This window comes from Rhizobacter sp. P3_B12 (assembly GCF_056402895.1).
Genome location: NZ_JBFUGN010000067.1, coordinates 1 through 13,810, shown reverse-complemented (window position 1 = coordinate 13,810; position 13,810 = coordinate 1). Strand labels below are relative to the sequence as shown.

General features: G+C 69.6%; 16 protein-coding genes and 1 riboswitch. Of the genes, 7 read left to right on the top strand and 9 right to left on the bottom strand.

Annotation, left to right across the window (positions count from 1 at the left end):
- Nucleotides 1–95 precede the first annotated feature (95 nt).
- Both AC1D01_RS06335 and AC1D01_RS06330 read right to left on the bottom strand, forming a co-directional pair.
- Nucleotides 96–1,328 carry a 6-phosphofructokinase gene (locus AC1D01_RS06335; protein WP_477865217.1) on the bottom strand — a complete coding sequence of 411 codons (1,233 nt, stop codon included), beginning with the start codon at nt 1,326–1,328 and terminating at the stop codon, nt 96–98.
- A 52-nt stretch (nt 1,329–1,380) separates the two neighbouring features.
- Nucleotides 1,381–1,686 (bottom strand): hypothetical protein, encoded by a 306-nt coding sequence (locus tag AC1D01_RS06330; protein ID WP_047501946.1) that lies wholly within the window; start codon nt 1,684–1,686, stop codon nt 1,381–1,383.
- Nucleotides 1,687–1,802: 116 nt separating this feature from the next.
- Here AC1D01_RS06330 and AC1D01_RS06325 point away from each other — a divergent pair, with 116 nt between their 5' ends.
- Nucleotides 1,803–1,958 carry a DUF3096 domain-containing protein gene (locus AC1D01_RS06325; protein WP_082004143.1) on the top strand — a complete coding sequence of 52 codons (156 nt, stop codon included), beginning with the start codon at nt 1,803–1,805 and terminating at the stop codon, nt 1,956–1,958.
- A 28-nt stretch (nt 1,959–1,986) separates the two neighbouring features.
- On the opposite strand, the gene AC1D01_RS06320 is transcribed toward AC1D01_RS06325, so the two are convergent.
- Nucleotides 1,987–2,337, bottom strand: coding sequence for a hypothetical protein (locus AC1D01_RS06320; RefSeq protein ID WP_477865216.1), 351 nt, complete (start codon nt 2,335–2,337; stop codon nt 1,987–1,989).
- Nucleotides 2,338–2,441: 104 nt separating this feature from the next.
- Here AC1D01_RS06320 and AC1D01_RS06315 point away from each other — a divergent pair, with 104 nt between their 5' ends.
- Nucleotides 2,442–2,648, top strand: a complete 207-nt coding sequence (locus tag AC1D01_RS06315) for a hypothetical protein (RefSeq protein WP_477865215.1) — start codon at nt 2,442–2,444, stop codon at nt 2,646–2,648.
- Nucleotides 2,649–2,687: 39 nt separating this feature from the next.
- Here the strand turns inward: AC1D01_RS06315 and AC1D01_RS06310 are convergent, their stop codons facing one another.
- Nucleotides 2,688–4,472 carry a pectate lyase gene (locus tag AC1D01_RS06310; RefSeq protein WP_477865214.1) on the bottom strand — a complete coding sequence of 595 codons (1,785 nt, stop codon included), beginning with the start codon at nt 4,470–4,472 and terminating at the stop codon, nt 2,688–2,690.
- 205 nt (nt 4,473–4,677) lie between these two features.
- Nucleotides 4,678–4,749: riboswitch (SAM riboswitch) on the top strand.
- A 53-nt stretch (nt 4,750–4,802) separates the two neighbouring features.
- Between AC1D01_RS06310 and metX the strand changes: the two genes are divergently transcribed.
- Both metX and metW read left to right on the top strand, forming a co-directional pair.
- The gene (gene metX, locus AC1D01_RS06305; protein WP_477865213.1) at nt 4,803–5,951 is read left to right on the top strand and encodes a homoserine O-succinyltransferase MetX; all 1,149 of its coding nucleotides are present in this window, start codon (nt 4,803–4,805) and stop codon (nt 5,949–5,951) included.
- Entirely contained in the window at nt 5,948–6,532 is a 585-nt protein-coding gene (gene metW / locus AC1D01_RS06300) for a methionine biosynthesis protein MetW (RefSeq protein ID WP_465111383.1), read from the top strand. The genes metX and metW overlap by 4 nt, the downstream gene beginning before the upstream one ends.
- Before the next feature lie 12 nt (nt 6,533–6,544).
- Here metW and AC1D01_RS06295 read toward each other — a convergent pair whose 3' ends face one another.
- From AC1D01_RS06295 to AC1D01_RS06285, 3 genes are read right to left on the bottom strand one after another with little or no spacing between them, the layout of a single operon-like run.
- A complete protein-coding gene (locus AC1D01_RS06295) occupies nt 6,545–7,132 on the bottom strand; it encodes a chalcone isomerase family protein (protein WP_477865212.1) in 588 nt (195 codons plus the stop codon).
- Between the two features lie 49 nt (nt 7,133–7,181).
- Nucleotides 7,182–8,303 (bottom strand): S-adenosylmethionine:tRNA ribosyltransferase-isomerase, encoded by a 1,122-nt coding sequence (locus AC1D01_RS06290; RefSeq protein WP_477865211.1) that lies wholly within the window; start codon nt 8,301–8,303, stop codon nt 7,182–7,184.
- A complete protein-coding gene (locus AC1D01_RS06285; RefSeq protein WP_477865210.1) occupies nt 8,300–9,013 on the bottom strand; it encodes an SDR family NAD(P)-dependent oxidoreductase in 714 nt (237 codons plus the stop codon). Before AC1D01_RS06285 ends, AC1D01_RS06290 begins: the two co-directional genes overlap by 4 nt.
- 110 nt (nt 9,014–9,123) lie before the next feature.
- Here AC1D01_RS06285 and AC1D01_RS06280 point away from each other — a divergent pair, with 110 nt between their 5' ends.
- Both AC1D01_RS06280 and AC1D01_RS06275 read left to right on the top strand, forming a co-directional pair.
- Nucleotides 9,124–9,729, top strand: a complete 606-nt coding sequence (locus tag AC1D01_RS06280) for a helix-turn-helix domain-containing protein (protein WP_477865209.1) — start codon at nt 9,124–9,126, stop codon at nt 9,727–9,729.
- Nucleotides 9,730–9,810: 81 nt separating this feature from the next.
- The gene (locus AC1D01_RS06275) at nt 9,811–10,776 is read left to right on the top strand and encodes an MBL fold metallo-hydrolase (protein ID WP_477865208.1); all 966 of its coding nucleotides are present in this window, start codon (nt 9,811–9,813) and stop codon (nt 10,774–10,776) included.
- A gap of 11 nt (nt 10,777–10,787) precedes the next feature.
- Here the strand turns inward: AC1D01_RS06275 and AC1D01_RS06270 are convergent, their stop codons facing one another.
- Nucleotides 10,788–11,558 carry a DeoR/GlpR family DNA-binding transcription regulator gene (locus tag AC1D01_RS06270; protein WP_477865207.1) on the bottom strand — a complete coding sequence of 257 codons (771 nt, stop codon included), beginning with the start codon at nt 11,556–11,558 and terminating at the stop codon, nt 10,788–10,790.
- A 98-nt stretch (nt 11,559–11,656) separates the two neighbouring features.
- On the opposite strand from AC1D01_RS06270, the gene AC1D01_RS06265 reads away from it, so the two are divergent.
- Nucleotides 11,657–12,835: an MFS transporter gene (locus AC1D01_RS06265; protein WP_477865206.1), complete on the top strand. Its 1,179-nt coding sequence runs from the start codon at nt 11,657–11,659 to the stop codon at nt 12,833–12,835.
- Here the strand turns inward: AC1D01_RS06265 and AC1D01_RS06260 are convergent.
- Complete coding sequence (locus tag AC1D01_RS06260; protein WP_477865205.1) at nt 12,762–13,460, bottom strand: TetR family transcriptional regulator; 699 nt, start codon at nt 13,458–13,460, stop codon at nt 12,762–12,764. The two genes, AC1D01_RS06265 and AC1D01_RS06260, sit on opposite strands and share 74 nt — an antisense overlap.
- Nucleotides 13,461–13,810: the final 350 nt, after the last annotated feature.

Below are 13,810 nucleotides of genomic sequence, written 5' to 3'. Positions count from 1 at the left end.
TTCCAGTGGGTGGAGGGATCCCATCAGACCCGGATGCGGCCGCCCGGCCCATCAGCCGGCAACGGGAGCTGCGGTAGGAAATGCCCGACCGGGCGTCAGCGTCCTACCGTCGATCCGCCCAGTCGCTTGGCGACCGGATGCCCGCGCAGCCGGTGCGCCTGCGGCATGTCGCTGCCGAGCAGCGGGCGCAGGTACTGGCGGAACGCGTCGGTGACGGCATTGCCGCTGTCTGCGATGAACACGTCTTCCATCACCCGCGTCTTGCCGGCCACCGCCGCCAGCGGCAGCAGCTCGTAGCGCACCGCGTAGTCGCCGCAGCGCTGGATCGCGACCGAGCCGTCGCGGTCGCCGCGCAGCGCGAACTGCAGCGCCGTCTCGCCGACCTCGCGGGCTTCGCGCTGGTCGACATCCGACACGCAGCCGAGGAACGAGCGCTGCAGGTAGCCGAAGGTGTCGCCGCGCACGCGCTTGATCTTCAGCTGGTCCTTGACGAGGTCGCACAGCAGGTCGGCCAGGGCGCCGGTGCCCGACAGCTGCACGTTGCCATGGGCGTCGCGCTCGACGGCCCCCGACGCGAGCTGCACCGCGATCGGCTCGCCCGACGCATCGTGGATGCCCTCGGAGACGGCGATCACGCAGCGGCCCAGGCGCTGGTGCGTGGCGCGCACGTCGGCCAGGAAGCGCTCGCGCTCGAACACCCGCTCGGGCAGGTAGACGAGGTGCGGGCCGTCCTCCGGGTAGCGGGCGCCGAGCGCCGCGGCCGCCGTCAGGAAGCCGGCATGCCGGCCCATCACGACGCCGAGGTAGACGCCCGGCAGCGCCGCGTTGTCGAGGTTGGCCCCGGCGAAGGCCTGCGCGACGAAGCGCGCCGCCGAGGCGTAGCCCGGCGTGTGGTCGTTGCCCACCAGGTCGTTGTCGATGGTCTTCGGCACGTGGATGCAGCGCAGCGCGTGGCCGGCCTGGCGGGCTTCCTCGCTGACGATGCGCACGGTGTCCGACGAGTCGTTGCCGCCGATGTACAGGAAATGGCTGATGCCATGCGCCTGCAGCACCGCCAGGATGGCGCGGCAGTAGGCGAGGTCGGGCTTGTCGCGGGTGCTGCCGAGGGCAGAGGCCGGCGTGGCGGCGACCGCCTCGAGGTGCTGCGGCGTCTCGCGCGCCAGGTCGATGAAATCCTCGTCGAGGATGCCGCGCACGCCGTGGCGGGCGCCGTAGACCGCCGTCACCTCGGGAAAGCGCTGCGCCGCGAGCACCGCGCCGACCAGCGACTGGTTGATCACGGCGGTCGGGCCGCCGCCCTGGGCGATCAGGATTCGGGCTTCGGGCATCGTCGGCATGGCGGCTCCGGTGTCGTGGCGGGAGGCGCCAAGGGTAGCCGTTCTATTTCGTGGAGAACAGCTTGGCGGCGCGGCCTTTCAGCTCCAGCAGCTCGCTCGGCGTCACCGAATAGGCGCCCGACATGATGTCCACCTCGATGCGGAACTCCACGTCGCGCTTGCCGTTGGTCAGCAGCCCGGAGGTGAACTCGTAGCTCTCGTCCTCGATCGGCATGCCCTCGGCCTTCACGTCGTAATCCTCGTACTGCACGTTGCGGATCTCGCCGCTGGCCAGGTCGAGCATGCCGGTGGAACGGATGACGGACTCGGTGAGCTCGTCGAAGATGACAATCGGAAGTTTCAGGTCCACGGCGGGCTCCAGGGAGAATCGGTGCGTCATCGTCTTCGATGCGCGGGCCGACATTCTAGGGACCTGCCCGAGGTCCACCCACGATCCACGTTTCAACGACCCAACGGAAGCTTCAATTGAACATCCACCTGAGCCTCACCCCCCTGATTTCGCTGATCGCCGGCATCCTGGTGCTGGTCATGCCGAAGCTGCTGAACTTCATCGTCGCGATCTACCTGATCGCGATCGGGCTGATCGGCCTGTTCGGGATGTCGTCGCTGCGGTTGCACTGACCTGAATCGAACTGGCGCGCGCGGGGGCTCAGCCGTCCAGGTCCTCGTCGGCCGTGATCTTCAGCCCCACCCGGCGCACCCCCTGCACCTCGGTGCGGGCGGTCAAGCGCAGCGGCTCGCCGACCGGCACGGTCTTGCGCAGCCGCACGTCCAGCGAATCGCTGCCGGCGTGCGTCGCCACCCGGCGCGCCCATTCCTGGGCTCCGTTGACCAGCACGCGCAACCCGTGGGCCGCGTCGTCGCCGCCCAGCGGGTTGGCCACCTCGAAGCTGCAGAAGATCTCGAAACGGCGCTCGCGCGTTGCGTGCGGCGGGATGTCCAGGTGGGCGGCATCGCCGTCGCCGGCATCCTCGACCCAGTGCTCGGCAACATCTGACACGAAAGGCTTCATCGACTGTCTCGCATGCGCAAAGGTGGGGATGCTAGCGAGCATGCAAAGTCGGGCCAAATGCCCGAGAATTCGCCGATCCACCGGAGAGCGCCATGGGCACCCGTTTCGCACGCACCGCTTTCGCGCTGATCAGCATCGTCGCCATCGCCGGCGCGGTGTTCCGGGTCTCCACCGCCCCCGACCGCATCCGTGAACGCCACCAGACCGCGCGTGCAGTCTGCCTGCAGAAGGGCGGCGAGTGGGTCACCRTCGACAACAACGAGATCTGCCGGACGGCGGAGCTGGCCAAGCAGATGTGACGCAACGGGCGCTCACGTCGCCCGTCCGGATCCGTCGCCTCAGACCACCGGTGACACGAACGCGATCAGCCGCCCGATGCGCCGGATCACGTCCGCCGTCACGATGAACTGCGGCTTGTCGCGCTTCACGTAGGGCGCGATGTCCGGCGGGTTGTCGGCCGGGTATGGCGAGGTGTCGTAGATGTCGCCCACGTGCTTGCTGCGGTAGGCGGTGCCGGTGTACGGCGCCGCCGGCCCGTCGCCGCGGTACGGGTTCACCACCTCGGGCACCGGCGCCGTCCAGTAGTTCTTCGTGCCCAGGTCGGCCACCAGCGTGTCGACCTCGGTCTGCGGCACCACCGGCGTCGTCATCTTCGCGCCGGTGAACAGGTCGGGGAAATCGACCTCGCGGATGCCGAAGAACTTCGGCAGCGCCGTCGGCTGCGTCGCCTTCAGCGGCGAGCGCGCCACCAGCTCGGCCACCGCCGCGTCGCTCAGGCCGCTCAGGTCGTCGTAGCGCTTCTGCAGCCCGGCGATGTCGATCGAGCGGCCCGCCGAGTAGTGGCTCAGCGTGTTCGTCAGGTCCTTGTCGGCGAAGTAGGCGCCGTTGTGGATGTTCGAGCCGTAGCGGTGCACGTACAGCGACTCGTTGCTGTCGAGCTCGATGAAGGTGGCGTGCGTGCGGCCGTTCAGCAGCGCGTTGCGCTGGATCGCGTCGGCCGGCAGCGGCACCGTCTTCAGCCACGCGATGGCTTCGGGGATGCGCGCGAGGAACTTGCGGTCGCCGGTCAGCGTGAAGTAGTGGAACAGCTGCTGGATGTTGGTCTGCGTGGTGTGCGTGGCCAGCGAGCGCGGCTCGTAGGTGCGCGCCCCGGCGGCGGCGCCGGCCGGGCGGCCGTTCGTCTCGCGCGACAGGTGCTGCAGGCTCCAGCCGGCCTGCGGCCCGGGCTGCTGCATCGCGCGCATGCACTCCATCGCGCGCGTGATGTTGTCCAGCAGGTCGGTGCGGCCCAGCGCCAGCACGCACATCGTCAGGAACTTGATGTTCTCGCCCATCACGTCGTCGTTGAAGGTGACGTGCAGCGTGTAGTCGCCATCCTCCATGCCGGCGTGCACACCGGCCGGGATCTGCTCGGGGTTCGGCTGCGGCATGCTCACCTTCGATCCCGCGTAGTGCGGGAAGCGCTGCGGCCAGCCGCCATTGGCGATGCCGAGCTCGGCACCGAACTGCGCCTGTCTTATGAAATCGATTGCACGATTCAGCGGCGCTTCGAAGCGCGCGTCCTTCTTCTCGAGCCACATGCGCAGCATCAGCTGCGACGCGACGGCGGTGCCGGCGTCGTCGAAGGTGGCGTTGCCGTAGTAGTTCTGGAATTCCTCGAGGCGCCAGCCGTTCTTGCCGATGGTCTCGTACCAGTGCTTCAGCGATTCTTCACCGGCGAAATCGTGGATGTAGTTCCAGCCGCCCGAGGCATGCTGGGCCGCGACCACCGCGAGCGCGGTGCGCTCGGCCGCCTGGTAGAAGCGCTCGTCGCCGGTGGCGTGGTACGCGTCGAGGAACGCGTTGCCCACCGACGGCGTGCCGGGCGGCTGGATCCAGCACATCGTGCGCTTGGCCTCCATCTCGCCGAAGGTCTGCGTCAGGTCCGGCGAGTACGACCAGACATAGCCGCCGCGGTAGGACACCTCTTCATCCATGTAAGTCACGGCGCGTTTCAGCGCGTCGATGGCGATTCCCTGGGCGGTCGGCGGCGGGGGCGGCGCGGGCGGGTTGTCGTCTCCGCCACCGCAAGCGGCCAGCGCGACGGGGCTCAGCGTGGCCCCGAGAAAGGTACGTCGTTGCATGTTGTCTGCCTCCTGATGTTGTGGGATGACAATCGGTTTCATCGAATGTCATCAGTCATCGTACAACTGGCAAATCAACGATTTAATGGAGGTATCCCTGTCAGATTGCACACAAATTGATGCAAATTGCTCGCCTCACCCTCAAGAGATACGACGACGTAGCCAGTGGCATCGCACTGGGGGCGGCGGGGACCGGCGGCCTATACTTGCCGCCAGCGCTGATTTGTTCCGGCTTGCGGGCGCTTTAAAAAACCAGCTAAAGAATGGACGCACCCACCGGTGTCCCCATCTTGGCGGCGCCGGTTTTTCTTTTTCTGGGTGCGTGTCCACATGAGTTCGCTGGGTGATGTCCAACCGCAGGTGATGCAATTCACCGAGCCCTTGCCGCTGCGCAGCGGCGCCAGGCTGAGCGACTACACGCTCGTCTACGAGACCTACGGCACGCTGAACGCCGAGCGCAGCAATGCGGTGCTGGTGTGCCACGCGCTGAACGCCTCGCACCACGTCGCCGGCACGCATGCGGGCGAGCCGCGCAGCGAGGGCTGGTGGGACAACCTGATCGGCCCGGGCAAGCCGCTCGACACCGACCGCTTCTTCGTGATCGGCATCAACAACCCCGGCTCCTGCTTCGGCTCGACCGGCCCGATGCACGTCGACCCGGCGACCGGCCGCGTCTATGGCGCCGATTTCCCGGTCGTCACGGTGGAAGACTGGGTCGATGCGCAGGCCCGGCTGCTCGACCGCCTGGGCATCGCCCAGCTGGCCGCGGTGCTCGGCGGCAGCCTGGGCGGCATGCAGGCGCTGAGCTGGTCGCTGCGCCACCCGGATCGGCTGCGCCACTGCATCGCGGTGGCCACCGCGCCGAACCTGTCGGCGCAGAACATCGCGTTCAACGAGGTCGCGCGGCGCGCGATCGTCACCGACCCCGAGTTCCACGGCGGCCACTACTACGGCTACCGCGTGGTGCCCAAGCGCGGGCTGCGCGTGGCGCGGATGATCGGCCACATCACCTACCTGAGCGACGACGCGATGGAGGCCAAGTTCGGCCGCGGCCTGAAGAGCGGCGCGCCCGGCTACAGCACGCAGGACATCGAGTTCGAGATCGAGAGCTACCTGCGCCACCAGGGCGACAAGTTCAGCGAGTACTTCGATGCCAACACCTACCTGCTGATCACGCGCGCACTCGACTACTTCGACCCGGCGCGCGAGCACGCCGGCGACCTGGCGGCGGCCTTCGCCGGCGCGCGCTGCAAGTTCCAGCTGGTGAGCTTCACGACCGACTGGCGCTTCTCGCCGGAGCGCTCGCGCGAGATCGTGCGCGCGCTGCTCGACAACCGCCTGGACGTGAGCTACGCCGAGATCGACGCGCCGCACGGGCACGACGCGTTCCTGCTCGACGACGCGCGGTACCACGGCGTGCTGCGGGCGCGCTTCGACAACATCGCCAAGGAATTCACCGCCGTGGGAGCCGTGGCATGAGCGACAGGAAGGACATCGAACTCATCGCCGAGATGGTGCCGAAGGGCTCGCGCGTGCTCGACCTCGGCTGCGGCAACGGCGAGCTGCTCGCCCACCTGCGCGATCACCGCCAGTGCAGCGGCTACGGCATCGAGATCTCGGACGCCAACGTGCTGTCGTGCACGCAGCGCGGCGTCAACGTGATCCAGCTGAACCTCGAGGAGGGCCTCTCGATGTTCGAGGACCGCAGCTTCGACGTCGTGCTGCAGCTCGACACGCTGCAGCACCTGCGCAACACCGAGCGCATGCTGCTCGAGACGGCGCGCGTCGGCCGCGTGGGCATCGTCAGCTTCCCGAATTTCGCGCACTGGGCGAACCGGCTGCGCATCGCGAGCGGGCGCATGCCGGTCACGAAGGCGCTGCCCTACGAGTGGTACGACACGCCGAACATCCGGGTCGGCACGTACGCGGATTTCGAGGTGCTGGCGCGCAAGAGCGGGCTGCAGATCCTCGATTCGTTCGGCATCCAGAACGGCGCGGTGCGCCGGCGCCGGCCGAACCTGACCGCGAGCGTCGCGGTGTTCAAGTTCGAGAAGACCTGAAGAGCGCCAGCCTTATTCCTTGTCGCGCCCCAGCAGCGCCGCCTTCAGCAGGTGGTCGGCCGGCGCGTCGCCGACCCAGATCTTCAGCACCATCGCGAAGAACTCGGCGTCGCCCACTGGCTCGCCCTGCGGCTGGCCCATGATGTAGAAGGTGGTGCCCTTGCCGGGCACGAACTCCATCGCGAAAGTCTCGCCGGCGGCCATCTTCGAGCGGCCGGAGAAGATCTCGATCAGCCGCGTCGCCGACAGCGTGTGCTTCTGCACCAGCTCCTTCGGCGAGTTCTCCGACATGCCCTTGATGAACAGCCGGCCCAGGTCGGTGCCCGGCAGGTCGCGCAGCGCGGTGAACTGCAGCCGCTTCGGGCCGGCCAGCGCCAGCAGTTCTTCAGGCGTGCCAACCTTCCTGCTGGTGTACAGCCCCAGGTCGTAGACCTTGAAGATCGCCTTGAAGCGCGTGCCCGCGCCGTTCAGCAGCAGCGGCGTGCCCTGCACCTGCAGCATCGGCTCGAACTTGGTCGTCGTCGAAGCGGCCTGGGCGGCCCCGGCGATCAAGGCCAGCCCGAGCGTCAGGGCGGCAGCGGTAGTGCGAATCGCGGTCATGCGTCTCCTCGGAACCATCTGTTTGTTGGGTGGCGCCGATTATTCGGGCTTATGCCGGCCGCAACAAGCCGGCGAACCCGGACCGTTCGATGGATCGCACGATCGTTCGTGAACCCTGGCGCGGTGATCTTTGGGGGCGGCGGGCGTTTTCGATCAGCACCGAATCGCCGAACTCGTGCGTGCGGTAGCCGTGCGCCGCCAGCGCCGCATCGGCACGGCGCAGCACCGACGCATCGACGAAGGCCTGCAACAGCGCATGGTGGCTGCTGCCCGGCTCGTGCGTGCCGCTGACGATCGCATCAACCACCTGCAACCGGCTGGCCGGCCCGAGCCGCTGGTTCGCCAGGCCCTCGCCGGCGCGCAGCGGCCCGGCCTGCGCGGCGTGCTCCAGCGCCCGCGTGACGGTGGTGCCGAGCGCGACGACGCGCCCGCCGCAGCGCCGCGTGTCGGCGATGGCCTGCACGGTCGCGGCCGGCAGGTGGTAGGGCTCGTCGAACGGCAGCCGCGCATCGAGCGCCGCATCGCCGGTCGACGAGAGGCCGGCTGCGTGCGTCAGCGTCGCGAAGCCGATCGCCCGTTCGCGCAGCGCGTGCAGCAGCTGCCAGTCGAGCAGGAAGCCGGCCGACGGCGGCTCGAACGCGACCGGCAGCGCCGCGACACGCGTCCACACGTCCCACAGCGCGAGCGGCTGCGGCACGTGGGCGTACTGGATCGGCCGGCCGTGGCGTGCGATGCCGGCCCAGATGGCATCGGCGTCGCCATCGAAACGCAACTCGATGAGCCGCGCATGGCCGAGCAGGCGCACGACCTTGGCCTGCAGCGGGCCGAGCTGCAGCCTGTCACCGGGGTGCAGGGCCGGCGGCGCAGGGCGGTCTTCGGTGCGCGTGCGGAAGTCGCCCRCACCGAAGACGACCGCGGTGAAGGACTGCACCGCGTCGACCCGCAGCGAAGCGCGCCCCGCCAGCCGCACCTCGATCGGCTCGCCGGTGGGCCCGTGCGTGCCGTGCAGGCTGGCCGGCAGCGTCGCCGCATCGTTGGCCACCAGCAGGTCGCCGGGGCGCAGCCACTGGGCGAGCCGCGTGCGCTCGGCATGGTGCAACTCGCCGTGGCGGTCGATCACCAGCAGGCGCGCGCCGCGCGGGCGCTGGGTCGGGAGGTGGGCGGCCTTCATGCGGCCTCCGCGTGGGCGACGGTGTTGGCGATCAGCGCGACGATGGTCCGCGCGGCATCGGCCGGCCGCTGCAGCGTCGCCGGGTCGGCATCGGGCACGGCCAGCGCATGCAGCGGCGTGTCCATGTCGCCGGGGTCGACCGAGAACACGCGCACGCCGTGCTCGCGCAGCTCGGCATCCCAGATGCGGCTCAGGTGGTGCAGCGCCGCCTTGCTGGCCCCGTAGGCGCCCCAGCCGGGATAGGGCGTGACAGCAGCGTCACTGCTGATGTTGATCACCAGCGAGGGCGCTCCGGTGCGCGCCGACGCCGCCAGTGCCCCAAGCAGCGCCTTGCCGAGACGGAACGGGCCGAGCAGGTTGGTGGCGAGCGCAGCCTCCAGGTCCTCGCACTCGGTGTCGGCCAGCAGCGCGAGCGGCACCGGGCCGAGGCTCGACGCGTTGTTGACCAGCACGTCCAGCCCGCCGAGCGCGGCACCGACCTGCAGCGCGATCGGATGGATGTCGTCGCGGCGCGCGATGTCGCCGACGATGCCGTGCGTGCCGGGCAGGTCCTGCGCGAGCCGGCGCACGCGGGCCGCATCGCGGGCGATGAAGGCGACGCGCGCGCCGCGCGCCGACAGCGCCTGCACCAGCGCGAGGCCGAGGCCCGAGGTGCCGCCGGTGATCGCCACGCGCAGGCCGGCCAGCGGATCGTCTCGAAGGGTGTTCATCAGGAAGCTCCTTGAAGTGATGGAGCCACGATAGGGATCGCCCGGCGCGCCGCCCAGCACGCGGTCCGCTGTGTTGGCGAAGCGTCCGTTCCGTCGACAATGCGCGCCTGATGAGCGAGCCCGCCGCCCCCTCCAGCGCTCCCCCCAGCGCCACCGCCAGCCACCTGGCCCGCAACCTGCTGAGCCTGCGCCATGCGCGCGGGCTGACGCAGGACGCCCTCGCGAAATCGGCCGCGCTGCCGCGCTCGACGATCGCGACGCTCGAGTCCGGCGACGGCAACCCGTCGCTGTCGGTGCTGGTGAAGGTGGCCGGCGCGCTCGGCGTGCCGATCGACGAGCTGCTCGCATCGCCGCGCGCGATGGTGCGCCACTGGCCGGCCAACGAGATCGCGCTGCGCAGCCGCCCGGCCGGCAAGGGGCGCGGCGTCACGCTGCGCGTGCTGGTGCCCGAATCGGTGCCCGACGAGATGATGGAGGTGATGGACTTCGAACCCGGCGCGGTGATGGGCGGCACGCCGCACCTGCCGGGCACGCGCGAGTTCTTCACCTGCCTGGACGGGCGCGTGAACCTGATGGTGGCCGGCGAGCGCTACACGCTGGTCGAGGGCGAGGTGCTGGCCTTCCCCGGCAACCTGCCGCACTCGTACCAGAACGCCGATGCGCTCGAACCTGCGCGCGGCATCTCGCTGGTCGTCCTCGCGAAAGCCGGCGTGTAGGAAGGCGGCCCTCTGCGCTGTGGGGAATGCGACCCGCCCCTATGCTTGCGCCCGCAATTCCGCACCCAGAGGAGAAATCGAATGACATCCAAGACATCCTGGATTCGCAACGGCCTGGCCGCGCTGGTCGGCTCGCTGGTCCTCGCCACCGCTGCGCACGCCGGCGCGCCGCAGCTCAAGACGCAAGCCCCCGGCTTCTACCGGATGATGCTCGGCGACATCGAGGTGACCGCCCTGTTCGACGGCACGCTCGACCTGCAGCCCAAGCAGCTGCTGACCAACACGACGCAGAAGGAGGTCGGCAAGCTGCTCGACAAGTCGTTCCAGAAGGATACCGTGCAGACCTCGGTCAACGGCTACCTGATCAACACCGGCAGCAAGCTGGTGCTGGTCGACACCGGTGCCGCCGGCCTGTTCGGCCCGACGGCCGGCAACCTGCTGGCCAACCTGAAGGCCTCCGGCTACCAGCCCGAGCAGGTCGACGAGATCTACGTCACCCACATGCACCCCGACCACGTCGGCGGCCTGCTGGCCGATGGCAAGCCGGCGTTCCCGAACGCCATCGTGCGTGCCGACCAGCATGACGCCGACTTCTGGCTGAGCCAGGCCACAATGGAGAAGGCCCCGAAGGAGGTGCAAGGCTTCTTCCAGGGCGCGATGGCCTCGCTGAACCCGTACGTCGCCGCCGGCAAGTTCAAGCCGTTCGACGGCGAGGCCGAGCTGGTGCCGGGCGTGCGCTCGTTCGCCGCGCGCGGCCACACGCCGGGCCACTCGATCTACGCGGTCGAGTCGAAGGGCCAGAAGCTGGTGCTGTGGGGCGACCTGATGCACGTGGCCGCGGTGCAGTTCCCGCAGCCGCAGGTCACGATCTCGTTCGACAACGATTCGAAGCCGGCCGCGATCCAGCGCAAGAAGGCGTATGCCGATGCGGCCAAGGGCGGCTTCCTGGTGGCGGGTGCCCACCTGCCGTTCCCGGGCATCGGGCACATCCGCGCCGAAGGGCGTGGGTATGTGTGGGTGCCGGTGGACTACCAGCAAATTCGTTGAAGACCCGCTGATCAGTCGGGTGCCACGTGCACCCGCACCCCCAKCGCCTGGACCTCGGGCCAGGCGCGGTCGCTGACCAGCGTGTGCACCTCGCGCCACTGCCCGACGGCGAACGGCGACACGTTGTTCTGCTTCGAATGATCGGCCAGCACCATCGTGCGGGCCGCGGCGCCGATCATCGCGCGCTTGGTCGCCGCGTCGGCCTCGTCGGTGACGGTGATGCCCATCGCGAGGTCGACCGAGCAGGCCCCCGGCACCGCCCAGTCGGCCCGGCACTGCTGCAGCATCTCGCGCGCCGCCGGCCCCCACAGCGCGCGCGCCTGCGTGTGCCAGGTGCCGCCGGTCAGTACCAGCTGCACGCCGGGGTCGCGGTCGAACAGCGCCGCCACGTCGAGCGAGTTCGTGATCACCGTGACCGGCCGCACCGTCAGCGCGCGCGCCAGGCTCAGCGAGGTCGAGCCGGCATCGATGATCACCGTCTGGCCCGGCTCGATCAGCGCGGCACCGGCCCGGCCGATCGCCTGCTTCGCATCCGCCATCACGTCGGCACGCCCCGCGAAATCGAGCCGCGCCGTGTCGAGCGACACCGCGCCGCCATGCGTCTTGTGCAGCGCGCCCTGCGCCTGCAGGTCGAGCAGGTCGCGGCGGATCGTGTGCTCGGAGACGCCCATCATCCGAGCAAGGTCGAGCACCTCGACGCGCCCCTTCTCCTGCAGCAGCTTCAGCGTGCGCGCCCGGCGTTCTTCGCCGAACCAGGGAGGGGCAGGTGTCTTGCGGACCATCGTGGCGCGAATTCTAGCTTGCCCGGCCTCGCTGATTGCTCTAATATGCTCGAACTTGATCGATTTCGCTCAAGCATGCCCACGCCTTCGGAGCCGCCATGTCTTCCTCCCCCTCCGCCTCGCGCGCCGAGCACATCGCGATGGCCGCCGTGTTCTTCGCCAACGGCGCCGGCTTCGCGAGCTGGGTCTCGCGCATCCCCGCGGTGCGCGACGCGCTGAGCCTGAGCGAAGGCCAGCTCGGCATGGCGCTGCTGGCGATGGGGGCCGGCGCGCTGGCGTCGTTCCAGCTCGCGGGCCGCGGCATCGGCCAGCTCGGCGCGCGCGGGCTGACGCTCGCCACCGGCTTCGTCTACTGCTTCCTGCTGCCGCACCCGGTGCTGGTCGGCTCGCTGCTGCCGCTCGCCCTCACGCTGTTCCTGCTCGGCGCGGCCAACGGCGCGATGGATGTCGCGATGAACGCGCTGGCGGTCGAGGTCGAGGCGCGCCGCGGCAAGCCCATCATGTCGGGCCTGCACGGGCTGTGGAGCGCCGGCGGCCTGTGCGGCGCGGCGCTCGGCGGCACGATGGCGCACCACGACATCGCGCCGGGGCTGCACATCGGCGTGGTCGCGGCCGTGCTGGCGGGGGTGCTGCTGGTGGCGATGCGCTGGCTGCAGTCCGCGCCGCCGAAGCCGGCCGAGCCGGCGCCGCATTTCGCGCTGCCCGAGCCGGGCATGGGAGGTCTCGGCGCGATCGTGTTCTGCGCGTTCCTGATCGAAGGCGGCATGGCCGACTGGAGCGCGGTCTACGTGAAGGACGGCCTCGGCCTGAGCGCGGCGCTCGGCGCCTTCGGCTATGCCGCGTTCGCCTGCGCGATGATGGCCTTGCGGCTGGCCGGCGACCGGTTGATGGCGGTGTGGCGCGCCTCCACGCTGCTGCGCGCCGGCAATGCCGTGGCCGCCCTGCTGCTCGCCACGGCCCTGCTGCTGCAGCACCCCGGGCTGACGCTCGCGGCCTTCGTCGCCGTCGGGCTCGGCGTCGCGACGGTCGCGCCGCTGGTCTTCGGCACCGCCGCCCGTCGCGCGCGCCGCGGCCCGGGCCAGGGCATCGCGGCGATGGCCACGCTCGGCTACGGCGGCTTCCTGCTCGGGCCGCCGCTGATCGGCTGGCTCGCGCAGCTGACGAGCCTGCGCTTCGCGCTGCTGGTGCTGGCCGGCCTGGCCGCTACGATCGCGTTGCTCGCCCAGCACCTCGACGAGCCCCGGCCGGTGCCGGCGACGAACCCGGCACGGGCGTGATGGTCGGTGGCACCGGCGCCATGCCCGCCAGATAGCCTTCGAGCACCTGCCGGCCGACCCGCACCAGGTCGAACGAGTCCGGCTCCAGCAGCCAGGTGCGGATCAGCCCGTCGATCAGCGCATGCAGGCCGATCGCCACCGTGCGGGCCGGCGCGCGCAGCACGATCTGGCCGCGCTGCACCGCCCGCTTCAGCGCGCTCTCGACGCGTTCCAGCATCTCGTTGTGCACCTGGCGGTGCCGCTCCCACACCTTGTCGAGCTCGTCGACGTACTCGACCTTGTGGGACGCGATGTCGAACACCCGGCGCACCTGCGGGTCGTGCACCGTCTTGCGCAGGGCATCGACAAAGCTTTCCAGAATGTGATCCACTGGCGCGTCCAACTGCGGGTCGTCGCTCGCGTGCACCATCTGCTCCATCGGCAGCGTCACGCGCAGCATCATCGCGTTGAAGAGGTCGCCCTTGTCCTTGAAGTGCCAGTAGATGGCGCCGCGGGTCAGGCCGGCCGCGAGTGCGATGTCGTTGAGCGACGTGCGCGACACGCCACGCTCCTGGAACACCAGCTCGGCGGTGTCCAGGATGTGGCTGCGGGTGGCCAGGGCCTCTTCTTTCGTTCGTCGCGCCATCGCGTGGCGACTCCTCGGTGATCGGTGCCGGTAAGCACTCGGTAAGTGCGCTGCCGCTACCTTGCAGGTAAATGGGACGTTTACATTCAATCGTGTATGTATACTAACCCGCATCGTCGACCAGTCCGGCCGGGTTTTCCACCCGGCCTTGCGCTTTGTCGGCTTTCCCCCAGCTCATCAGGCGCCCGCGGCGGGCGCAGCATCCGGAAGGGATTTGCATGTCTGCGTTGAAGAACGTCGCGGCGGAAAGTGCTGCTGTTGTTTCCCAAATCCGAGGTACGCGAGGCGCGTTGAAAGCGCTGCCGCTGGCGGTCGTCATCGCGCTGCTCGCGGCCTGCGGGGCCAAGGAC

Bases quoted from the DNA above. Each gene is read 5' to 3' on its own strand.
- AC1D01_RS06285 (WP_477865210.1), bottom strand. From the start codon at position 9,013: ATGAACACCCTTCGAGACGATCCGCTGGCCGGCCTGCGCGTGGCGATC.
- AC1D01_RS06335 (WP_477865217.1), bottom strand. From the start codon at position 1,328: ATGCCCGAAGCCCGAATCCTGATCGCCCAGGGCGGCGGCCCGACCGCC.
- AC1D01_RS06260 (WP_477865205.1), bottom strand. From the start codon at position 13,460: ATGGCGCGACGAACGAAAGAAGAGGCCCTGGCCACCCGCAGCCACATC.
- AC1D01_RS06265 (WP_477865206.1), top strand. From the start codon at position 11,657: ATGTCTTCCTCCCCCTCCGCCTCGCGCGCCGAGCACATCGCGATGGCC.
- metX (WP_477865213.1), top strand. From the start codon at position 4,803: ATGAGTTCGCTGGGTGATGTCCAACCGCAGGTGATGCAATTCACCGAG.
- AC1D01_RS06310 (WP_477865214.1), bottom strand. From the start codon at position 4,472: ATGCAACGACGTACCTTTCTCGGGGCCACGCTGAGCCCCGTCGCGCTG.
- AC1D01_RS06280 (WP_477865209.1), top strand. From the start codon at position 9,124: ATGAGCGAGCCCGCCGCCCCCTCCAGCGCTCCCCCCAGCGCCACCGCC.
- metW (WP_465111383.1), top strand. From the start codon at position 5,948: ATGAGCGACAGGAAGGACATCGAACTCATCGCCGAGATGGTGCCGAAG.
- AC1D01_RS06295 (WP_477865212.1), bottom strand. From the start codon at position 7,132: ATGACCGCGATTCGCACTACCGCTGCCGCCCTGACGCTCGGGCTGGCC.
- AC1D01_RS06275 (WP_477865208.1), top strand. From the start codon at position 9,811: ATGACATCCAAGACATCCTGGATTCGCAACGGCCTGGCCGCGCTGGTC.